At 33.6% G+C, this 22246-nt stretch carries 23 protein-coding genes; 15 read left to right on the top strand and 8 right to left on the bottom strand.

Features of this window, described 5'->3' with window-relative positions:
• Positions 1–5: 5 nt before the first annotated feature.
• The 8 genes from CD041_RS06320 to CD041_RS06285 all read left to right on the top strand — a co-directional run bounded on the left by CD041_RS06320 (position 6) and on the right by CD041_RS06285 (position 8255).
• A complete protein-coding gene (locus CD041_RS06320) occupies positions 6–2408 on the top strand; it encodes a DUF4040 family protein (protein ID WP_080606633.1) in 2403 nt (800 codons plus the stop codon).
• On the top strand, positions 2395–2820 hold the full coding sequence (mnhB2, locus tag CD041_RS06315) for a Na+/H+ antiporter Mnh2 subunit B (protein ID WP_070647825.1): 426 nt from the start codon (positions 2395–2397) through the stop codon (positions 2818–2820). The genes CD041_RS06320 and mnhB2 overlap by 14 nt, the downstream gene beginning before the upstream one ends.
• Positions 2817–3167 carry a Na+/H+ antiporter Mnh2 subunit C gene (gene mnhC2 / locus CD041_RS06310; protein ID WP_002479408.1) on the top strand — a complete coding sequence of 117 codons (351 nt, stop codon included), beginning with the start codon at positions 2817–2819 and terminating at the stop codon, positions 3165–3167. Before mnhB2 ends, mnhC2 begins: the two co-directional genes overlap by 4 nt.
• Positions 3157–4656, top strand: coding sequence for a Na+/H+ antiporter Mnh2 subunit D (gene mnhD2 / locus CD041_RS06305; RefSeq protein WP_002459845.1), 1500 nt, complete (start codon positions 3157–3159; stop codon positions 4654–4656). Before mnhC2 ends, mnhD2 begins: the two co-directional genes overlap by 11 nt.
• The gene (mnhE2, locus tag CD041_RS06300; protein ID WP_002459844.1) at positions 4653–5135 is read left to right on the top strand and encodes a Na+/H+ antiporter Mnh2 subunit E; all 483 of its coding nucleotides are present in this window, start codon (positions 4653–4655) and stop codon (positions 5133–5135) included. Before mnhD2 ends, mnhE2 begins: the two co-directional genes overlap by 4 nt.
• Positions 5135–5437: a Na+/H+ antiporter Mnh2 subunit F gene (gene mnhF2, locus CD041_RS06295; protein ID WP_002459843.1), complete on the top strand. Its 303-nt coding sequence runs from the start codon at positions 5135–5137 to the stop codon at positions 5435–5437. The genes mnhE2 and mnhF2 overlap by 1 nt, the downstream gene beginning before the upstream one ends.
• Positions 5412–5909 carry a Na+/H+ antiporter subunit G gene (locus CD041_RS06290; protein WP_002459842.1) on the top strand — a complete coding sequence of 166 codons (498 nt, stop codon included), beginning with the start codon at positions 5412–5414 and terminating at the stop codon, positions 5907–5909. The genes mnhF2 and CD041_RS06290 overlap by 26 nt, the downstream gene beginning before the upstream one ends.
• A gap of 306 nt (positions 5910–6215) precedes the next feature.
• Positions 6216–8255, top strand: a complete 2040-nt coding sequence (locus tag CD041_RS06285; RefSeq protein ID WP_070647827.1) for a cation:proton antiporter — start codon at positions 6216–6218, stop codon at positions 8253–8255.
• 239 nt (positions 8256–8494) lie between these two features.
• On the opposite strand, the gene mntC is transcribed toward CD041_RS06285, so the two are convergent.
• From mntC to CD041_RS06270, 3 genes are read right to left on the bottom strand one after another with little or no spacing between them, the layout of a single operon-like run.
• On the bottom strand, positions 8495–9415 hold the full coding sequence (mntC, locus tag CD041_RS06280; RefSeq protein ID WP_002459840.1) for a manganese ABC transporter substrate-binding lipoprotein MntC: 921 nt from the start codon (positions 9413–9415) through the stop codon (positions 8495–8497).
• Positions 9403–10248, bottom strand: a complete 846-nt coding sequence (locus CD041_RS06275) for a metal ABC transporter permease (protein WP_037540834.1) — start codon at positions 10246–10248, stop codon at positions 9403–9405. The genes mntC and CD041_RS06275 overlap by 13 nt, the downstream gene beginning before the upstream one ends.
• Before the next feature lie 32 nt (positions 10249–10280).
• Entirely contained in the window at positions 10281–10982 is a 702-nt protein-coding gene (locus tag CD041_RS06270; RefSeq protein ID WP_037540836.1) for a metal ABC transporter ATP-binding protein, read from the bottom strand.
• Positions 10983–11103: 121 nt separating this feature from the next.
• Between CD041_RS06270 and CD041_RS06265 the strand changes: the two genes are divergently transcribed.
• The gene (locus CD041_RS06265; RefSeq protein WP_002459837.1) at positions 11104–11751 is read left to right on the top strand and encodes a metal-dependent transcriptional regulator; all 648 of its coding nucleotides are present in this window, start codon (positions 11104–11106) and stop codon (positions 11749–11751) included.
• Positions 11752–11900: 149 nt separating this feature from the next.
• Here the strand turns inward: CD041_RS06265 and CD041_RS06260 are convergent, their stop codons facing one another.
• Positions 11901–12647: a M50 family metallopeptidase gene (locus CD041_RS06260; RefSeq protein ID WP_002479405.1), complete on the bottom strand. Its 747-nt coding sequence runs from the start codon at positions 12645–12647 to the stop codon at positions 11901–11903.
• A 200-nt stretch (positions 12648–12847) separates the two neighbouring features.
• Here CD041_RS06260 and tarA point away from each other — a divergent pair, with 200 nt between their 5' ends.
• Positions 12848–13618 (top strand): N-acetylglucosaminyldiphosphoundecaprenol N-acetyl-beta-D-mannosaminyltransferase TarA, encoded by a 771-nt coding sequence (gene tarA / locus CD041_RS06255; protein ID WP_002459835.1) that lies wholly within the window; start codon positions 12848–12850, stop codon positions 13616–13618.
• Between the two features lie 137 nt (positions 13619–13755).
• Here the strand turns inward: tarA and CD041_RS06250 are convergent, their stop codons facing one another.
• From CD041_RS06250 to tagH, 3 genes are all read right to left on the bottom strand, one after another.
• Positions 13756–14781 (bottom strand): NAD-dependent formate dehydrogenase, encoded by a 1026-nt coding sequence (locus CD041_RS06250; RefSeq protein WP_002492941.1) that lies wholly within the window; start codon positions 14779–14781, stop codon positions 13756–13758.
• Between the two features lie 191 nt (positions 14782–14972).
• The gene (locus CD041_RS06245) at positions 14973–15320 is read right to left on the bottom strand and encodes a Na-translocating system protein MpsC family protein (protein ID WP_014533359.1); all 348 of its coding nucleotides are present in this window, start codon (positions 15318–15320) and stop codon (positions 14973–14975) included.
• 145 nt (positions 15321–15465) lie between these two features.
• Positions 15466–16260 carry a teichoic acids export ABC transporter ATP-binding subunit TagH gene (gene tagH / locus CD041_RS06240; protein WP_002459832.1) on the bottom strand — a complete coding sequence of 265 codons (795 nt, stop codon included), beginning with the start codon at positions 16258–16260 and terminating at the stop codon, positions 15466–15468.
• A 398-nt stretch (positions 16261–16658) separates the two neighbouring features.
• On the opposite strand from tagH, the gene CD041_RS06235 reads away from it, so the two are divergent.
• From CD041_RS06235 to tagD, 5 genes are all read left to right on the top strand, one after another.
• Positions 16659–17471 carry an ABC transporter permease gene (locus CD041_RS06235; RefSeq protein WP_002492956.1) on the top strand — a complete coding sequence of 271 codons (813 nt, stop codon included), beginning with the start codon at positions 16659–16661 and terminating at the stop codon, positions 17469–17471.
• A 70-nt stretch (positions 17472–17541) separates the two neighbouring features.
• Complete coding sequence (locus tag CD041_RS12145) at positions 17542–17733, top strand: hypothetical protein (protein WP_062078620.1); 192 nt, start codon at positions 17542–17544, stop codon at positions 17731–17733.
• Between the two features lie 92 nt (positions 17734–17825).
• On the top strand, positions 17826–18914 hold the full coding sequence (gene tarB, locus CD041_RS06225) for a teichoic acid glycerol-phosphate primase TarB (protein ID WP_002459829.1): 1089 nt from the start codon (positions 17826–17828) through the stop codon (positions 18912–18914).
• On the top strand, positions 18911–19978 hold the full coding sequence (locus tag CD041_RS06220) for a glycosyltransferase family 2 protein (protein WP_070815386.1): 1068 nt from the start codon (positions 18911–18913) through the stop codon (positions 19976–19978). The genes tarB and CD041_RS06220 overlap by 4 nt, the downstream gene beginning before the upstream one ends.
• Positions 19979–20080: 102 nt before the next feature.
• The gene (tagD, locus tag CD041_RS06215; RefSeq protein ID WP_002459827.1) at positions 20081–20479 is read left to right on the top strand and encodes a glycerol-3-phosphate cytidylyltransferase; all 399 of its coding nucleotides are present in this window, start codon (positions 20081–20083) and stop codon (positions 20477–20479) included.
• Positions 20480–20812: 333 nt separating this feature from the next.
• Here the strand turns inward: tagD and pbp4 are convergent, their stop codons facing one another.
• On the bottom strand, positions 20813–22111 hold the full coding sequence (gene pbp4 / locus CD041_RS06210; RefSeq protein WP_080606632.1) for a penicillin-binding protein PBP4: 1299 nt from the start codon (positions 22109–22111) through the stop codon (positions 20813–20815).
• Positions 22112–22246 lie beyond the last annotated feature (135 nt).

Here is a 22246-nt window from a genome sequence, read left to right as displayed (position 1 = left end):
TTTTGATGAGCATTGTTTATCTTATGGGTGCACTCATCGTTGTTATGGTAGTCGTTTTAGGCACTTTATTTATAAAGCCAAGTCAACGATATACTGGTTACATTGCACTACTTGCACCTATAATGGCATCAAGCTATTTTATTTATCACATACCTATAGTATTAAAAGAACAGTATCCAGCCATCCATATACCTTGGATGTCATCTATAGACATTAATGTAGATTTACGTTTAGACGGCCTTGGACTAATGTTTGGTTTGATTATTTCACTCATTGGGGTGGCAGTATTTTTCTACGCGACACAGTACCTTACTTCTGGAAAAGATAATTTACCTCGGTTTTTTATCTATTTATTATTATTTATGTTTGTCATGTTAGGTATTGTTGTTTCCAATAATACAATTCTGATGTACGTTTTTTGGGAATTAACAAGCATCTCATCTTTTTTACTTATTTCATATTGGTATAGCAATGCAAATAGTCAGCTAGGTGCTATTCAATCATTTATGATCACCGTGTTTGGCGGACTAGCGCTACTTGCAGGTTTTATCATGCTTTATATGATGACTGGAACAAATACGATTACTGAGCTTTTACAGCAACGACACCACATCTCCCAACAACCGCTATTTATTCCCGCTATGCTTCTAATGCTAATTGGTGCATTTACAAAATCAGCCCAATTTCCATTCCACGTATGGCTGCCCAAAGCGATGGCAGCGCCCACACCGGTTAGTGCATATCTGCATTCAGCAACAATGGTGAAAGCTGGATTATTTCTGTTATATAAATTCACACCATTACTTGGTTTAAGTGATAGTTATATTTATATTGTGACATTTGTCGGTTTAATTACGATGATATTTGGAGCTATCGCAGCGCTAAGATTATATGATTTAAAAGGGATATTGGCTTATTCTACTATTAGTCAACTCGGCATGATTATGTCAATGATTGGTCTTGGAGGTGGAATTGCACAACAAACTACAGGTAAAATGGCAGAATTATACATCATGATTTTATTTGCTGGTTTATTTCATTTAATGAATCATGCCATATTTAAATGTGTATTATTTATGGGTGTAGGCATTATTGATCATGAAGCAGGTACACGAGATATTCGTCGTCTTGGAGGTATGAGGCATCATTTTCCTAAGATGCATATTGTCATGACATTAGCAGCATTATCCATGGCAGGGGTCCCGTTATTGAATGGGTTCTTAAGTAAAGAAATGTTCTTCGACGGACTAGTGCATGCGCGTAATCTAGCACAATTTGATATAACGTTAACAATCATCGTTACAGCGATTGGTGTTATTGCAAGTCTCTTTACTTTTATTTATGCATTATACATGGTTAAAGAAACCTTTTGGGGTAAATTTGATACGCAAAAAGTCCCTCGAAAAAATATTCACGAGCCGTGGCTATTTAGTATACCTGCAGTGATATTAGGTCTGCTTATTCCGATTATTTTCTTTATTCCCAATTTGTTTACGCAACACATTGTCATACCTGCACTACGTAGTGTTTCTCAGTTGGGTACAGAAGTTGAAGCTATCGCACCACACGTTTCACAATGGCATGGCATAAATTTACCGCTAATTTTTACCATTGTTATCATCGCTGTAGGTTTACTTGGAACACTGTTTATTGATTGGAAATATCTCCGTTTAGGCATGTTAAAAACGGCTTCAATTACACAATCGTATCGCTCAGTGTATCAATGGTTTGAAAGATATTCTGGACAAAGTATTAGAAAATTAATGAGTAATCGCTTGAATTATTATTTGATTATTACGTTGATGATTTTTTCTGTGATTGTTGCTTATGGCATGATTCAAGTTGGTTTTCCCAAAGTGGCAGAAGTTCATGTTTCAGAATTTGGCCCTCTTGAAGTGATTTTACTTATATTAATTAGCATTGTTGGTATTGCGCTTGTCTTTATTAGACAGCGTTTGACAATGGTTATTTTAAATGGTGTGATTGGCTTTTCTGTGGCATTGTTTTTTATTGCAATGAAAGCCCCTGATTTGGCACTTACACAACTTGTTGTTGAGACAATTACAACGATACTATTTATTGTCAGCTTTTCACGTTTACCAAACGTGGCTCGTAAAGCACCCAATATGATGAAAGAAACGATTAAAATTATTATTTCATTGATTGTTGCTGGGTCAGTAATGATGCTTATTTTCATCACACAAAATGGAGAAAGCATCAGTTCAATCTCTAAGTATTATCTTAATGCTTATCAACTAACGGGTGGAAAAAATATTGTCAATGCTATATTAGGAGATTTTCGTGCATTAGATACTATGTTTGAGGGCTTGGTCTTAATTATCGCTGGATTAGGTATCTTCACATTACTTAACTATAAAGATCGGAGGGGTCAAGATGAAAGAAAATGATGTAGTTCTAAAAACAGTTACTAAAATTGTAGTGTTTATTTTATTAACATTTGGTTTTTACGTTTTCTTGGCTGGTCATAATAACCCAGGTGGCGGTTTCATTGGTGGACTTGTTTTTAGTTCGGCATTTATTCTAATGTTCTTGGCCTTTGACGTGTCAGAAGTATTGGCAAGTTTACCAGTTGATTTTAGAAAGTTGATGATTTTAGGTGCATTAATTTCTGTTACGACTGCCATTGTTCCTATGTTTTTTGGCAAGCTGTTTTTATATCAATCTGAAGCGCATTTACATTTGCCTATTTTCGATGAATTGCACCTAACTACGGTTACCTTATTTGAATTAGGCATCTTGCTGACGGTGGTTGGCGTGATTGTTACAGTGATGTTATCCATTAGTGGTGGTAAGTCATGAACATCATTTTATTATTAGTTATAGGATTCTTAGTATTTATAGGAACATACATGATCCTATCACTTAATTTAATTCGAATTGTTATTGGTATTTCAATTTACACGCATGCTGGGAATCTTATTATTATGAGCATGGGTAAATATAGTAGTCATATGACGGAGCCGCTTATTGGAACTTCGAATACGAATTATGTTGATCCTTTATTACAAGCTATTGTTTTGACTGCCATTGTTATTGGCTTTGCGATGACTGCTTTTCTACTCGTCTTAGTATACAGAACTTATCGTGTAACGAAAGAAGTAGAAATTAACTTGCTGAGAGGAGATGAAGAGAATCATGAGCAGTAATTTACTTATTTTACCCATTCTTCTTCCTTTTCTCTGTGCGCTTGTCTTAGTTTTTACTAAAAATAAGAACAATACTTCAAAAATATTATATATTGGGACGATGTCTGTTACGACCGTTATTTCTTTAGCATTATTAATATATGTGTTGAACCATAAGCCAATCACTTTAGATTTTGGAGGTTGGAAAGCACCCTTCGGCATCCAATTTTTAGGCGATTCTCTTAGTTTATTGTTGGTAACAATAACGTCATTTGTGGTTACTTTAATTATGTCATACGGGTTTGGTCGTGGTGAAAATCGAGTTAACCGTTATTATTTACCAACGTTTATTTTATTTTTAACTGTTGGTGTGATTGGATCCTTTTTAACTTCTGATTTGTTCAACTTATATGTGATGTTTGAGATTATGTTATTGGCTTCATTTGTACTAGTTACGTTAGGACAATCTGTTGAACAATTAAGAGCGGCAATTATTTATGTCGTACTTAATATTATTGGTTCGTGGATTTTCTTGCTGGGTATAGGTTTGTTGTACAAAACGGTAGGAACGTTGAATTTTACTCAAATTGCATTAAGGCTTGATCAAATGCAGGATAATAAAACAATCATTATTATTTCATTAGTCTTTATAGTTGCATTTGGTTCCAAAGCTGCATTGGTCATCTTTATGTGGTTGCCTAAAGCTTATGCTGTGTTAAATACAGAGTTGGCTGCGCTATTTGCTGCATTAATGACCAAGGTAGGTGCCTATGCATTAATTCGTTTTTTCACTTTGCTGTTTAATCAACATACTGGAGTAACGCATCCATTGCTGGTATTTATGGCATGCATCACGATGATTATTGGTGCGTTTGGTGTGATTGCTTATCATGACATAAAGAAAATCGCTTCTTATCAAGTAGTCTTATCAATTGGATTTATTATTCTAGGTCTTGGTTCTAATACTTTTGATGGCGTTAATGGAGCTATTTTTTATCTAGCTAATGATATGGTTGTTAAAACAATGCTCTTTTTCATTATAGGTAGTTTAGTTTATATGACTGGTTATCGGGAGTATAAATATTTAAATGGCTTAGCTAAAAAAGAACCATTGTATGGTGTAGCATTTGTCATTATGATTTTTGCATTAGGTGGCGTGCCGCCATTTAGTGGTTTTCCAGGGAAGGTGCTTATTTTTCAAGGTGCGATTCAAAATGGCAATTATATAGGTTTAACGTTATTGATTTTGACGAGTTTAATAGCGATGTACAGCTTATTTAGAATCTTTTTTGTGATGTATTGGGGTGATGCGGATGGTGAACAAGTAAATTTCAATCCATTACCGACACATCGTAAAAGTATTTTAAGCGTACTAATTGTAGTTGTCATTACAATGGGAATTGCTGCACCGATCGTCCTTAATGTTACTGAAGATGCTACAAAGATGAATATGGATGGACACACATTTCATCAACTAGTTAATCCACACTTGAAGGAGGAACTAAAATGAGACAAGTAGTTTTAAATATTTTAATTGCATTTTTATGGGTCTTATTTCAAGATGAAGATTCATTCTTGTTCTCAACGTTCTTCTCTGGATATGTGATTGGTATCGTTGTTATTTACATTTTGCATCGTTTTTTCAATCAAGAATTTTATCCTAAGAAACTGTGGGTAGCATTTAAATTTTTAATGGTTTATTTATACCAATTAGTTACATCAAGTATCTCGACCATTAATTATATTTTGTTTAAGACGAATGATATGAATCCTGGGTTGTTGACATATGAAACCACATTGAAAAATGATTGGGCTATTACCTTTTTAACGATATTGATTATTATTACGCCTGGTTCTACGGTTATACGCATTTCAAAGAAAACGAACAAATTTTTTATTCATAGTATTGATGTGTCGGACAAGGATAAAGCAACTTTACTCAGAAATATCAAACATTATGAAGACTTAATTTTGGAGGTGATGCAATAATGATAGCGACTTTAACCATGTTCTTTACGACGAGTGCGTTAATTGTTTTTGGTATTGCATTACTTATCGCTATGTTTAGATTAATTAAAGGGCCAACAACAGCGGATCGTGTAGTGGCTTTTGATACAACGAGTGCTGTTATCATGTCCATCGTAGGCGTATTGAGTGTTATTAATCGTACAGTATCATTTTTGGATTCTATCATGCTCATTGCTATCATATCCTTTGTAAGCTCTGTATCAATTTCTAGATTTATAGGAGGAGGGCGTGTGTTTAATGGAACTAACAAAAGAAATAATTAATTTATGTGCCTCAATTCTAATATTTCTAGGTAGTATGATTGCATTGATTAGTTCAATAGGCCTAGTCAAATTTCAGGATGTCTTTTTAAGAAGCCATGCCTCAACTAAAAGTTCTACATTGTCAGTGCTATTAACGTTGGTAGGAGTATTAATATTTTTTACTAATGAACAAAGTTTCTTTAGTGTGAGATTGTTATTATCTATCGTCTTTATTAATTTAACTTCTCCAGTAGGAATGCATTTGGTAGCACGTGCTGCCTATCGTACTGGAGCTTATATGTATCGCAAAGATGATGTGCCACGACAGTCAACAATATTGCTGAGCTCAAAGGAATTTAACACACCTGAGGAATTAAAAACACGTGCTAAATTAAGAGAAGAACGGCGCGAGAAATTATATTATGATTTTACGCAAAAAGATGTTGGAAAAAAGAAACAAACTGATTCATCAGATTATAGCGATGATAAATAAGAACTATGATCTTCGAGCAGGTCTCATCATAACACTGCTAGAAGAAATTAAATGACATATTGACCTAAATATATTATTTAAGCAAGTCATTTAAAATAATGTATACAACATGTTAAAATTTATTACAAGTTTAATTGAAATTTAATCAATGCATGACATAGAACAATTTTAGGCTCAGTTCCTTCCTTTATGGTCATCCTCTATGCTTATGTTTATTGTTATCTACATAAAAGAGACATTGTGATTGCAATTACTCAATGTATTGAATAACTCAATTATGCAAAGAAAAAATGGAGAGGTGAAAGATTGGAAATATTTGAAACGATTCTAATATTTCTCGGTGTCGTCATCATAAGCTCTTTTGTGCATACTTTTATACCTAAAGTACCTCTTGCGTTCATTCAAATTACATTTGGCATGCTACTTTTCTTAACTCCTGTTCCTGTTGAATTTAACTTTGATACCGAATTATTTATGGTTACACTAATTGCACCATTACTATTTGTAGAGGGTGTTAACGTATCAAGAGTGCACTTAAGACGTTATATTAAACCAGTTATGTTAATGGCTTTAGGTTTAGTAATTACGACAGTGCTTGGTGTAGGATTATTTGTACATTGGATTTGGCCGGAATTGCCCATTGGTGCGGCCTTTGCATTAGCAGCTATCCTTTGTCCAACAGATGCAGTTGCTGTGCAGGCAATAACAAATGGCAAAATACTACCTAAAGGTTCAATGACTATTTTAGAAGGTGAGTCTTTACTTAATGATGCTGCAGGTATCATTTCATTTAAAATAGCAGTGGGCGTTTTAATTACAGGTGTATTTTCAATTTTTGAAGCGATTGAACAATTTTTAATTGCCTCAATTGGTGGTGCCATTGTCGGTGTCATTATCGGTGTTGCTTTGGTAAGATTCCGCTTAACATTAACACGTCGAGGCATTGAAAATATTAATATGTTTACCTTCATACAACTATTAACACCGTTTGTGACATACTTAGTTGCTGAAATGTTTCATGCTTCAGGTATTATTGCGGCGGTTGTGGCTGGCTTAGTTCATGGCTTTGAAAGAGATCGTATTGCCCAAACGAGAACACAATTGCAAATGAGCTATAACCATACATGGAATATTCTAGGATATGCACTAAATGGTTTTGTTTTTTCTATTTTGGGCTTTTTAGTGCCTGAAGTTGTGGTTAGAATTATTGATAATGAACCACATAATTTACCATTTTTAATTGCGATAACCGTGCTGATTGCTTTGGCTGTTTATGTCTTTAGGTTTATTTGGGTTTATGTATTATATCCATATTTTTATTTATCTGTCAGCCCTTTTCAAAAGATGATGTCTAAAGAAGAAGATAAGACAGATGAAAAACCGCCAAAGAGAAGTTTGTATGCCTTAATCATGACGATATGTGGCGTACATGGTACCATTTCATTGGCTATCGCGTTGACATTACCATATGTATTGGCAGATCATCATGCATTTACGTTTCGTAATGATTTATTATTTATTGCATCTGGGATGGTCATCATTAGTTTAGTTATTGCTCAGGTGGCTTTGCCACTAATAACACCGAATGCACCTAAAGCGAAAATCGGTAGTTTAAACTTTAAAGAAGCAAGAATATATATATTAGAAAATGTGATTGATTATTTAAATCAACATGCGACATTAGATACTAGCTATAAATATGGTAATGTGATTAAAGAATATCATGATAAATTAACATTTCTAAAAACGATGTCGAAAGATGATGAAAATTCTAAAGAACTAGAGCGATTACAAAAAATTGCATTTAATGTAGAAACAAAAACATTAGAAAATCTTGCTGAGGAAGGTAACATTACGACGAGTGCACTTGAAAACTATATGCGCTATGCTGAACGTACGCAAGTCTATCGTCAAGCTTCATTAATCCGACGTATGATTGTTGCTGTGAGAGGTATGTTACTTAAAAGTCGTGTAAAGACACGTATCAATGCATCTTCTTCTTTGAGCGTTACAGATAACCTTACAGAGTTGGCGAGAATCAATAAATTAGTACATTATAATGTCGTAAGTCGTTTAGCAAAAGAAGCAACAAGTGACAATACTTTAGAAATTGGTATGGTCTGTGATGGTTACTTAATGCGTATTGAGAACTTAACACCTGATAATTTCTTTAATACTAAAGCAGAAAATACAATGACTAAAATCAAGCTCAACGCATTACGAGAGCAACGTCACGTATTAAATTCATTAGTTGAAGATGAAGAAATCACTGAAAGTACTGCATTAAAAATTAGAGAAGCGATTAATTATGATGAAATGGTTATCGTTGATAGTTTGACAGATTAAAACAAAAAGAGTGCGCGTTTGGGGAGTGTATGGGTTACACAAACGCGCACTAATTTTATATGGTATAAGCTTTATACCACCATATCGTGTATAGGTTGATTATAAGTTTTACGGAGGATGATGTTTACAACACAAAGTGTGTCAGTATGATTTATACACGATATGGGACTACAAAGCATACTAATATTATAAAGGTGACCTGCTCACCTCAAAGGTGATTGGGGCAAGCAGGTCTGCTATTACTTCATACTATTATGAATGATATCAATATTATATTTCATCATATTGTAGTATGAATCGCCTTTGCTTCCTTTTTTACCAATTGAATCGGTAAAAACTTCGCCATAAATATCTTTATTGGTTTCTTCAGAAAGGCTTTGCATAGCTTTTTTATCTACACTTGTTTCAACAAGTAAATGTTTTACTTTATTATCTTTAACAAATTTTGTTGCTTGTTTCATTTGTTCAGGTGTACCTTGTTTTTCGGTATTAATCTCCCAAATATATCCTGAATGAATATTGAATTGTTTTGAGAAATATTTAAAGGCGCCTTCACTAGTAATCATCGTTCGTTCTTTTTTTGGTATGTCATTAAATTTTGCTTTACTATGATTATTTAATTTTGTAAGTTTATTTAAATACTTATTGCCATGCTTGTCGTAAGATGAAGCATGTTTTTTATCAATATCTTTCAAGGCTTGTTGAATATTTTTGACATATTGAATACCGTTGTCTAGGCTTAGCCAAGCATGTGGGTCTAGTTTGTCTTTATTGCCATTTTCTCCGTTTAGATAAATGGGTTTAACGCCTTTGGAAACAGCAATAACATTTTTATCTTTCAGTGATTTTCCGGCTTGTTTTAAAGCATTTTCAAACCATGCATCACCAGATTCTAAATTTAAACCATTGTAAAAAATGACATCAGCATCTGTAAGCTTTTTAATATCTTTCGGTTTTACTTCATATTCATGAGGGTCTTGTCCTACTGGAACAATACTATGTATATTTACATTATTACCACCGACATGTTTGACCATATCATATATAATAGAGTTTGTTGTTACAACGTTAAGTTTTTTATGATTGTGCGATGTATCTTTACTTCCGCAAGCTGTTAATACTAATAACAGTGCAAGTATAAAGGGAATTAACTTTCGCATGATGAAATACCTCTTTTCTGTTTGTTAGCTAATTTTTTAAAAGTAAATACAATAACGTATGTAATAAACGTACAGATAACGATAGATGCACCACTAGGTAAGTTGTATAGATAACTAAAGAACATACCAATGATTGAACATATCGTACTCAATAAGCTAGAAACCATCATCATTGTAGATAGTTGCTTCGTGATTAAAAATGCAGTCGAAGCAGGCGTAACTAGTAGGGCAACAACGAGAATGATACCCACAGTCTGAATGCTGGCAACTGTAACTAATGCAAGTAGCAGCATGACAAAATAATGTAGCAATGATGTGTTCAAACCGCTCATTTTACTAAATGTAGGATCGAACGTTGAAATCTTCAATGGACGATAAAAAATAATAATTAATACTAAAATCAGTCCACAGATTATCAGTGTTGACAAAAATGCTTGATTCGTAATCGCTAATAAATTACCAAATAAAATGTGATACAAATTAGTTGAACTTTGAATTAAACTAATCATGATAACTCCGAGTGCCAAGAAAGCGGTGAAACAAATTCCTATAGCTGCATCGGGTTTAGTTTTACTTTTATCAGAAATAAAACCGATAAATAAACTTGCAAGCATACCTGAAATCATTGCACCAATGAAAAACGGTATATGTAAGATAAAGGATACCGCGACACCAGGTAGCACTGCATGACTCATGGCATCACCCATAAGTGATAATCCTCGTAAGATGACTAGACTACCGACAGTACCACATGCGATACCTACAACAATTGAAGTAATTAAGGCACGATGTAAAAATTGGTAATCTAATATTTGATTTAGAAAATCTATCATAAACAGCAATGGTACTCCTTTCTTAAATAGTGTTATTTTCCGAGGAATGTCTCATAGATGAGTTCACTATTAACAACGGATTTAGTCGGACCTAAATAGCGCAATGTTTTGTTTAATAACAACACACGATCAAAATAGGCTTCAGTTTTAGATAAGTCATGATAAACAATAAAAATAAGTTTACCACTTCGCTTCAACGCTGCTAATTTTTGCATGATGATATCTTCACTTCTAAAATCTATACCAACAAATGGTTCATCTAAAAAATAAATTCTACTTTCAGACATTAGAGCACGTGCTACAAGGACACGTTGTAGTTGTCCTCCGCTTAGCTGTGAGATTTGTTTATGGCGCAGCGGTGTTAGTTCTAAATCGTCCATAACTTCGACGAGATGTTGACGTGCACTTTTCGGAATTTTAGTAAACCAACCTGTTTCCTTATAACAGCCAGAGAGGATGACTTGTTCTACACTAATAGGGAAATCAATATCGATGTTGGCTTTTTGAGGAATATAGGTCATAGATTTTAACTGATGTTGTATCGGTTTATTAAATAATGTTTGTTTCCCGCTTGCTTGAAACTCACCAATCAGTGATTTAATTAATGATGACTTGCCGGCACCGTTAGGACCTATAATACCAATTATTTCGCCTTGTATTGGTATTTTAAAAGAAATATCTTTCAAGACAATTTTACCGTCAAGTTGAAGTGTTAAGTTAGAGACTTCTAAAATGTTTACACCCCCTAATAAAAAGTTTAGGTTAACCTAATTTATTTCATGATAAACTCTGAACTTTTAACATGTCAAGTATTTTCATGGTACAATTAGGTGAATGTGTCTGTGAGGTGAAGAAATGTTAACAGAAGAAAAAGAAGATTATCTTAAAGCTATACTTGCAAATGATGGTGATCATCAATTTGTTTCCAATAAGCAGTTATCGCTCTATCTTGAAATTAAGCCACCATCAGTTAGTGAAATGGTGAGTCGTCTAGAAAAGGCTGGATATGTGGAAACTAAGCCGTATAAAGGAGTTAAACTGTCTCAAGAAGGTTTAATTCATACATTAGATATTATTAAACGTCATCGCTTGTTAGAATTATTTTTAATTGAAGTGTTGAAGTATAATTGGGAAGAAGTGCATCAAGAAGCAGAGGTATTAGAACATAAAATTTCTGATTTATTTGTACAACGCTTAGATGCGATTTTAAACTATCCAGACACTTGTCCACATGGAGGTATTATTCCACGGAGTAATGAATACAAAGAGAAATATACAACTTCTATCTTAAATTTTGAACCAGGAGAGCATGTGATAATAAGACGTGTGAGAGATAAGACGGAGTTATTGGTTTATTTATCAAGTAAAGACATCTCAATTGGCAATGAAGTGGAAATAGTAGCTAAAGATGAGACGAATAAAGTGCTTATTTTAAAAAGGACTGATAATACGTCAATCTTAAGTTTTGACAATGCGGAGAATATTTTTGTTGAGCAAGCGTAATGATTTTGGTCACGCGTTAAAACTGCATCATACAAAGGATATTCATTAAAATAAGAAGAAATATATCGTAGGAGCAAGAAGTCAGAATTTGATTTCTCGCTCCTTTTATTTTTACTGATGCAAATTAAGCTATAAGATGGGGGTAGTTATTAGTAAAATGAGTATTGGAATAACAGATATAAACTGTAACCGTTTATCGAAATCCAAATTAAACTGAATGCGATACTAGGGACATGTGTCATATCTGCTAATGCCTGCCCATCCCATTGGGTTTTAGGACGTTGAAATGTTAATTTAACAATTGTCCAAGACGATTGTATGACTTCGCCTAATAGTACACCTAAAATAAAATGATAACTATAAGACATTATTGTATGTGTAAAAGTATACTGCGCTTGCTGTAAAAATAAATATAATAATGTTACCAACAATATCAAAATGATAATGGGAGACCATTTTCTAGACGTTAAAATTAGAAAATAGATAAAAATAGCAATATAGCATATTAGAAAAATGATTGGATGCTCAGAATGTGCCGAAGCAGCACCAACAAGTAACATAATTGGAGGCAAAATATAGCCACCTAATGTTGTTATTCCATGACCTAATTTACTAGTTGATTGTGTAATCGCATAACCTTGTTGTGATGTCATCTGTCTTTCATATGGTCGCGTAACAATAACTAAATCTTTAGCGCGACCGCCACTTATTTTATTAAATAGAATATGTCCAAATTCATGTGTTAAGACAGGTATGTAATTTAATAAAATATCAAGATAGGCAAGAACAGGATGATATCTGTAATGATGAATTAAAATATATAAGATACCAATTAACACAATGATATAAAATTTTAAAGTTATCACGGTGGTAAATAAATCTTCTAAATACAACATAATAAACCTCGTAATCTTTTGTTTTTAGTACATGATATTTTTATTATACGCTACTTTGAATATTTTAACTTTTGGACTTTAGATGTATTTTTAAGAATACAATTGCAAACGGGAATAATGTATCATAAACTATATATTCAAAGTATATAGTTATCACGCATGTCGATAATTAGATAGAAAACTCGAAGGAGCATACTGCTATGAGTAATCACGACAAGCCTCACAAAATAGATATTTTAGGTGTTCGATTTGATAATGTGACCATGTTGGAAATGGTAGAAAACATAACAGCATATGTTGAAAATGAAGCGCAAGACGATAATATGTGGATTGTAACTGCTAATCCAGAAATTGTTGATTATGCGTCTACACACGTACATTATAGAAACTTAATCAATCAAGCCGATTACGTCGTAGCAGATGGCACGGGCATTGTTAAAGCATCAAAGCGTTTAAAACGACCATTAGCTCGACGTATTCCTGGGATAGAACTTATGGATCAATGTTTAAAAATGGCTAATATAAAGCGTCAACGTGTATTCTTATTAGGAGCGAAAAATGAAGTTGTGACTAAAGCACAACGTCGTTTACAACAACGTTATCCATATATTACGTTTGCTAGTCATCATGGATATGTTGATACACATGATGAGACAGTATTAAAACGAATTAAAAAATTAAATCCCGATTATATTTTTGTTGGTATGGGTTTTCCAAAACAAGATGAATGGATTGTCGCACAGCAACATCAGTTTAAGCATACGGTAATGATGGGTGTTGGAGGTTCTTTTGAGGTCTTTAGTGGCATGAAAAAAAGAGCACCTAAAGTATTTAGAAAATTAAATATAGAATGGGTTTATCGGTTGTTAATTGATTGGAAACGTATCGGACGTCTTAAAAGCATCCCTATATTTATGTTAAAGGTTGCTAAAACACAGTATAAAGAACATAAAGAGCAGCATAAGAAATAAGCAAAAATAAAGTCGAGACGAATGCACTTGTCTCGACTTTTTCCTTTATTTATATCATTTAATTTCAAACAGGGGCGTTATATTGCAATGATCGAATAGGGGGGAGCAAGATAACGTAACAGATTTAGTTATGAGTATTATTTTGCTGTATAGCTTGAACTAGCAATACGTCCACTATCAACAATAATATCTTTCTTTTGGAAAGGTTCATTGTTAAAGAAACGAGTTAAAATATCTTTAACGCCATCTTCAATACGTTGTTGTGATTCTAATGTCATGCCGGAATAATGAATCGTCATACCATTACGTGGCATTGTTCTCCAAGGGTGTGTTGCAGGTGCAGGTTGTGGATACCATACATCTCCAGCATAGCCTTGAATATGACCACTATTAACTGCAGCAACAAGTGCGTCAGTATCTACGATTTTACCTCGTGCAGTATTAACAAGATAGCTGCCTGTTTTCATTTGAGATAACACATCAGCATCAAATAGTGTGTCGGTAGAAGGTGTTAATGGCGCATGAATTGTAATTGCATCACTTGTGCGTACAAGTTCTTCAAACTCTACAAAATGAGACAGTTCAGAATCTTTTTGATTGATAGGATCATAATGTTGAATGTTAACATTAAATGGTTTTAAACGTTCTGCTACAAGCTGTCCAATACGGCCAAATCCAAAAATACCAATTGTTTTGTGCTGTAATTCACGTGCTTGATTACCTACTTTAGAAAGGTTCCATTCACCTTCAACAGCTTGACGATGACCTTCCATATAGTTTCTTAAAATAATGAGTAAGTCCATAACAGCATGTTCTGCAACACTTACCGTATTGCTACCTGTTACTTCTACAACGGCAACGTCATGTTCACTAGCTGCTTCAAGATCGACATGGTCTGAGCCAACACCAGCAGTAATAGCAAGTTTTAGTTTTGGTGCTTGTTCGATACGTTTTCTAGTTAAATAAGCAGGATAGAATGGTGCGCTAATAATAATATCTGCATCACTTAAGTGTTGATCTAAGTCTGTTTCTCCATTTTTTAAAATGACAAGCTCATGCTCTGTATGTTCAAGAAAATCAGGAAGACCGATTGCTTTTGTTGTATTTAATAATTGATTATCTAAACCTTGTTCTGTTTCTGGGAATAATGCCACAATTTTCATAATTAATCCGCTCCTATTTATATAAATTAAAATGTTAATCTCATGGCTAATGAGAATATATTAAAAATTAGTAAAAAAAATACTCAGTCTTGTTCGACCACCTCCTAAAATGCATACTTTGATTAGCATATTTGAAAAAGTGGGTTAGCAAACAGCACTGAGTACCTTACACCAATCCCTTAGATTGATAATTATTCGATTGTTTTGTCAAAGACGAATATAGAAACGACTTCATCCGTTTTTAAATCAACATCTGTAAATAATTTTACAAATTTTGCACCAACAAGTTTCTCCATTTCAGTTGGAGGGTTTTGCTGATATAAAGCTTTTATTTCTTCGGTTCTGCCATATTTCAACATGCTTTTAAAATCGTCATTTCTTAAATAGAAATTTTCAACTTTACTTAAGCTTCCGGTCATGTGACAGACAGCCCAATTATCTTTAAAGAATACTTTAATATTTTCTGGGCCTTTACCGATATATGACTTACGGTATGCACGTACAAGGTTTGCAAATTGTTGTGATGTCTTGTTAGTAATGACTCAATCACCTACTTTTCCAAACGCATAAAATGTGTCTAATTTGTTACATCTGTTTATATCATAGTACTGATTAGGTTATTTGAAAAGTAAAAAACTCAAAATTTATGAATTTTTTTGTTTCATAAATTTTGAGCTAGTGTCATTATTTTATGATAAAGCGATTTGCATCCAAGTTTTTACGAAATGCTTTTTGTTCTGCTTTGGATTTTTTCCTGAATTCTTTTAAAAATTGTTCGTATTGAGGTAAAACGTCATCAATATCACCAAATTCTTTGAGTTTACCGCCCTCAATCCAAGCGATTTTCGTACAAAATTCTTTAACTTGACGAATGTTATGACTTACAAAGAAGATGGTTTTGTTCTGTTCTTTAAATTCATAGATTTTATCTAGACATTTTTGAGTGAACGTTTGGTCGCCTACAGATAAAGCTTCATCGATAACTAATATGTCAGGATTAACAGTTACATTGATTGAAAAACCTAATTTTGCACGCATACCACTTGAATATTTTTTCACAGGTTGATAAATAAACTCACCTAATTCACTGAATTCAATAATTTGTGGCATAAGTTTCTTAATTTCTTTGCGTTTAAAGCCCATGCAGAGCATTTTAAACTCAATGTTATCAACACCACTAAGTTGCCCATTAAGTCCAGCGTTAATGGCGATGACACTTACATCACCGTGACGCTCAATATCGCCAGATGTAGGGGATAGAGAGCCGCCAATCATATTGCTTAACGTAGATTTGCCTGAACCGTTGATTCCAACTAGACCAATCACATCACCTTCATGAGCAGTAATTGAAACATCATCTAAAGCGAAAAAGGTATTGTTTTTATGCTTTGGAATTAGCGCATCTTTAATGCGTTCTTTGTTTGTTCGATAAATGCGATATTCTTTTGTAACATTTTTAATGTTTACCGATACGTTCATAATTAAACCTTCCTTACGTGCATTTGTATAGATTATAATATATCACACATCAGTTGTGAAATTTATTAACCTGGTGTAAAGTGAATAGAAGATTTCAGTGATACATCATAAAAGATATCACTCGACTATTAAGATGATTACATATTGATGAAAGATACTGCTAAAACGATAAGTTTGGATGAAATTTATCGATATTTGCCAACTTAAAGCTACTTTTTAAGTTAAATGATAGTATAATGGTTAAGTAATAAAGTAAACGTGTGCAACAATAAAAGGTAACTGTTTACAACTACAGGTTATCGTATGAGTGTGTAACACAGGTTATGCATGCGCAAATAACAGTGGACAGTCAAGTAAAAATAGAAATATGTAATACGTTTGAAAGTGTGGTTTATACGATGTCAGCAGTCTTAACTGTGTTAAAAGAGCATATAAAAAACTTTTATTTAATTCAACGTTTGGCACAATTCCAAATTAAAATTTCTAACCATAATAACTATTTAGGAATTGCATGGGAATTATTAAATCCAGCGTTACAAATTATGGTTTATTGGCTTGTGTTTGGTTTAGGAATTAGAAGTAACAATCCTATTGATGGCGTGCCTTTCGTACTATGGTTATTAGTGGGTATTAGTATGTGGTTTTTTATCAATCAAGGAACATTAGATGGTACGCGTTCTATCTCTCAAAAATTTAATCAAGTTGCTAAAATGAACTTTCCATTATCTATTATTCCAACATATATTGTGACGAGTAAGTTCTATGGACACATTGGCTTGTTAACATTAATTATTTTAGCATGTATGGGTGCAGGGATTTATCCATCTATTCATATCATACAATTGTTGATTTATGTGCCGATTGCGTTCTTCTTTACAGCATCCGTAGCTTTATTAACATCGACACTTGGGATTTTAATTCGAGATACACAAATGATGATGCAAGCGATTATGAGGATCTTATTTTATATGTCACCTATATTATGGATGCCGAAAGACCACGGTGTGAGTGGCATTATCCATAATATTATGAAATTAAATCCAGTCTACTTTATTGCTCAATCTTATCGTGCCGCAATATTATTCCATGAATGGTACTTTATTCAGCATTGGAGATTATTAGTATACAATATAATAGTCATACTATTCTTCTTCATCGTTGGATCAATACTCCATAAACGCTATCGCGATCACTTTGCAGACTTCCTATAATCAACATCCACTAGGCTGAGACATCCAAACATGTCCCAGCCTAAAAAATGCGGGGCCCCAACACAGAGAAATGCGAAACGCATTTCCACAAGCAAAGGAAGTTGGGGTTGGGGCCCCAACAAAGAGGCTTTCCAAAAGAAAGCCAACGGACAAGGCAAGTTGGGGTGGGCCCCAACAAAGAGAATTTCGACAAGAAATTCCACAAGCAAAAGAAGTTGGGTTCCAACAAAAGAATTACGTTAAAATCGTGCCTTGTTTCTAAGAAATAGTTATGACATATTGTACAGCTTTTATTTTCTATCTATTGTAGAATCATTTATAATTTTAAACATATTATATTTTTGGCGGTGACTTATGAGAATTTTAATCAAGAAACTCTATATGGCCATTATTCGTAGCTTAAATATGTTGTTTTTTCCTGTAAAAGTGAATAAGCAACATATTGTTGTATTTATGACTTTTTATGAAGATATGATGCCCATCATTAAAGCGTTAGTGCAACAGTCATATCAAATTACGGTTATTGGACCTAAAAAATATCAACAAGAGGTTGAGTCATTAGGTCATCTAAACTACTTAATTGCTGGTAATAAAGGTGTCATTCAACATATTAAAGCATTAAGCTCAGCTAGGGTAATATTAATAGATACGTATTATCTTATGTTAGGTGGTTATCGAAAAAAAAGAGGCCAAACGATTATTCAAACCTGGCACGCATCAGGTGCTCTTAAATTATTTGGTCTCCAAGATCATCAAGTAGATACTGCAAACACACAAATGGTGACACAATATAAAAAAGTTTACGATGCGACAGATTATTATCTTATTGGTGGAGAAGAAATGGGGAAGTGCTTTGAAGGTGCGTTTGATGCGCAGGCAGCACAAATGCTTAAATTTGGGCTGCCTCGTTTAGTAGACTATCAACAGCAGGATATGATAAAAAGGCAGCGCGATCTCAAACAGCAGCATGGGATAACGAAGAAACTCATCGTTTACGTTCCTACATATCGTGAAGACCATGGCAACAATCGCAAAATAAACAGTGAAAAGATTGAACAAGCATTGCCAGAGTATCGTGTGATTAGTCAATTTCATCCAAGCATCGTCCATCAATCTTCAGGAATATCTACGCAAGAGTTATTGATTATGGCTGATGTGCTTATCAGTGATTATAGTTCATTGCCCATTGAAGCAAGTTTATTACACAAACCAACATTATTTTATGTTTATGATGAAACGGAATATCATGATCAGCGTGGATTAAATCAATTTTATTGGACGATTCCTGAAGTTTACAAAGTGACAGATGAAGCGGAGATAATTAATAAATTGAAGAATGATAGTACACAACTTAAACCGTTATTTGAGAGTTGGCATGATTATAATTCAACACAGAGTTTAATGTTATTGATGAATTTTATTGATAAGTTGGTGAAAAAATGAAAATAGCAGTTATCATACCTGTATATAATGCTGAGACAACAATACGTCAGGCAGTAAAATCTATTGATACGACGCATGATGTTGAAATTATATGTGTAAATGATGGATCTACAGATGCTACGCATGAAGTATTAGAAGCACTCCAAAAAGAAGTAAAAAATATGAAAATTATAAAACAAGTTAATCGTGGTGCCGCTGTGAGTAGAAACATTGCACTGGAAGCCATGTCTGCCGATATCGAGGGCTTCTTATTCCTTGATGCGGATGATCAATATTTATCAGGAAGTATCGACAAACTAGTGCACTATTTTAACAAATATGAAGATACGGATGTTGTTATCGGACAAATGGTACGAGGAAAAGAAGGGAATTGGCGTGATATTCCTACGCATGAAGTTTTAAAACAAGAAGCTCGGGTTACATTAGCAGAATGTTCGGAAGTTCTACAGTCAATCGGACCAAGTGCTAAGTTATTTAGTGCTAAATTTAAAAATGAGCGCTTTGATGAAGATGTCGTCTACTGTGAAGAACATACATTTATGGGGCGTGTGTTCTTAAAGGCTAGGGATATTCAATTAATTCCAGACGTGGTATTAGGCTATAATGAACGAGAAGACTCTATTACTGCTAAAATTGCAGACCAATTTTTACCTTATCTAAATGATGCTAGACAAGTACGTTCTAGAATGATGTCAATTCTATTATTAGATAATGAGAAGATATATTATAGCCATCGTTTAGATAATCTCATTGTTAGTTATTTGATCCAAAATTATTTATTAAAGTATCCTAAAATTGATATAACTGTGATTGAAGCAATCATTCAATATATTAGAGATATGCAGCATACGCATTATTCAGGAGATGCTTTATTTAGAGTGATTCAAGCTGTTGAACAGGGTGCATCGCATTGGACTAAAGAAACTTATAAATTGTGGAGACAAACGTTGTTAGAAGTTGGCGTTGGAAGACCTAAGCGTTTATTGGCTTTTGAATTTAGTGTAACCCCTAAAAAAGTGCGTTTCACTAGTAAACAGAGAATCAAGAAGTTATTAAAAAAATAATGCAATAATTATAAAGTGACATCTAAAAGATGGTGTAAAGAAATTATTTATGCTACATTAAGATTGTAAATTTTTAGTTAAGGATAAGGAGTTTAACATATCATGAGACGAGTCATTACTTATGGCACTTACGACTTATTACATTATGGCCATATTGAATTGTTAAGAAGAGCACGAGAAATGGGAGATTATCTCATTGTGGCACTTTCTTCAGATGAATTTAATCAGATTAAACATAAAAAGTCATATTATGATTATGAACAACGTAAAATGATGCTTGAGTCAATTCGTTACGTAGATTTAGTAATTCCAGAGAATGACTGGGGTCAAAAAGAAACAGATGTTGAGCGCTATGAGATAGATACATTTGTTATGGGTCATGATTGGGAAGGCGAATTTGATTTCTTAAAAGATAAATGCGAAGTAGTTTATTTAAAACGTACAGAAGGCATTTCTACAACGCAAATTAAACAAGAGCTTTATGGTAAAGATGCAAAATAAAAAGTTAGAGATATAAATCCTTAAAGAAGCACAAAGATGATTTGAAATTTACAATCGTCTTTGTGCTTCTTTTATAATCAATACTTCATATTGGTGGCTGAAGTTGTCTTGTTCCCTCAAGCGTTTCGCAATGGCACTTAATATAAAAATAATGAAGAGGGTCTAGGACATTATTATGTTTTAGGCTATGAACTAAATATTGGTAGTAGTTGACTGGATTGAAAATACGCGGATGCCAAACTTTTTTCAATCCAGTCAACCTTGCCGGAGCGGGACTAAGAATTCATAATGAATGCTGTCCCGCTTCCTTAAACTAGGTATCCTAGGTTGTTATTATTTTCTTTTAAACAAACGTTTTATAACTTGGTAAACAATCAGTGCGATGGCAATGATAAGCAAACCGATAGCGGTGGATGTTATGATTGGATGATCTCTCCATGTGCTTTTAGCTATGGTATCTGCTTTATGAATCATAGGTTTCTGAACTTGAACGGTTGGTGGGCCGTATTGTTTAGAAATAAATTGACGTTTGTAATCTAAATGGACTTCACCGTCGTTAATGACAAATTGGTAGTCTTTAGCGTGTAATGTTTTAGGAACAACATCGTAAAGATCTTTTTTGATATAATATGTTTTACCATTGATATTATGTTCGCCCTTAGAAAGTACTTTTTTGTATGCATATTGATTGAACGAACTTTCCATTATAGCGTTGCCCATTTTATTTCTCTCTTTTTCGCCACCGAGATTATTATAATCACCTACGCCTAGAATAACTTGGTTAATTCTAAACTTACCACGTTTTGTTGTAATAGTATGGTTGTAATTAGCAATATCACTAGAACCGGTTTTTAAACCATCTGTTCCTGGTAAGCTTAAGCTAGCACCTTCTAATGAATGATTAAATGTATAATACGTTACACCGTGTTGCGTTGGTGCGAGTTGTTTTGTAAAGTGAAGTATATTCGGTGTATCTGCGATGACATGTTGATCAAGAATTGCATAATCTTTTGCTGTAGATGTTGAATTATTATCATTTGTTGTTAGTTTAGGTGCAAATTCTTGCAGTTGCGTGTTTTCTGCCCCAGTTGGGTTAGTGAAATATGTATGCGTCATTCCAAGCTCTTTAGCTTTTTTATTCATAAGCTTTGTAAACGAAGTGACGTTGCCTGATACTTTGTTAGCTAATATTAATGCAGCTGCATTGCTTGAATTAGATACAGTAATTTGTAGTAATTCTGCAATGGTATACACTTCTCCACGATAGAGTTTTGTATTACTTAATTCAGGTAACGTTGACATGCGATAATGATTTTGTGTGATTTTCACTTTATCATCAAGCGATAAGTCTCCTTTTTTGACAGCTTCTAATGTTAAATACATCGTCATAAGCTTAGTCATCGAGGCAAGATACCATTTTTTATTTCCATGGTAATTATACAAGATTTGTCCAGTTTGACTGACATTAATTGCACCTTCTGGATCGTATGCAGCAGTTATGCCAGTATAGCCATATTGGGTAGCGATTTGACTTGGGCTTAACACAGCATCCGACTCTGCAGCGAATAGATAAGGGGTAAACTGAGTAAAGCTAACAAGCACCAATATAAGTATTATAAAAATTTTTTTCATAAATTGAGTCCTTTTCTTTGAAGTTAGAATGCTCACATTTTACCACGAATATACTTTTAATAAAACTATAAATCTGATAATTAAGATGTTTTAGTACTTTATTGAATTTAAAAAAATATTAAATGTGTGTTTTTT

Origin of the sequence: Staphylococcus lugdunensis, from assembly GCF_002901705.1 — a bacterium.
GTDB classification, from domain to species: Bacteria; Bacillota; Bacilli; order Staphylococcales; family Staphylococcaceae; genus Staphylococcus; species Staphylococcus lugdunensis.
The sequence above is the reverse complement of the archived record's forward strand: the minus strand, read 5'-3'. Positions and strand labels throughout refer to the sequence as shown.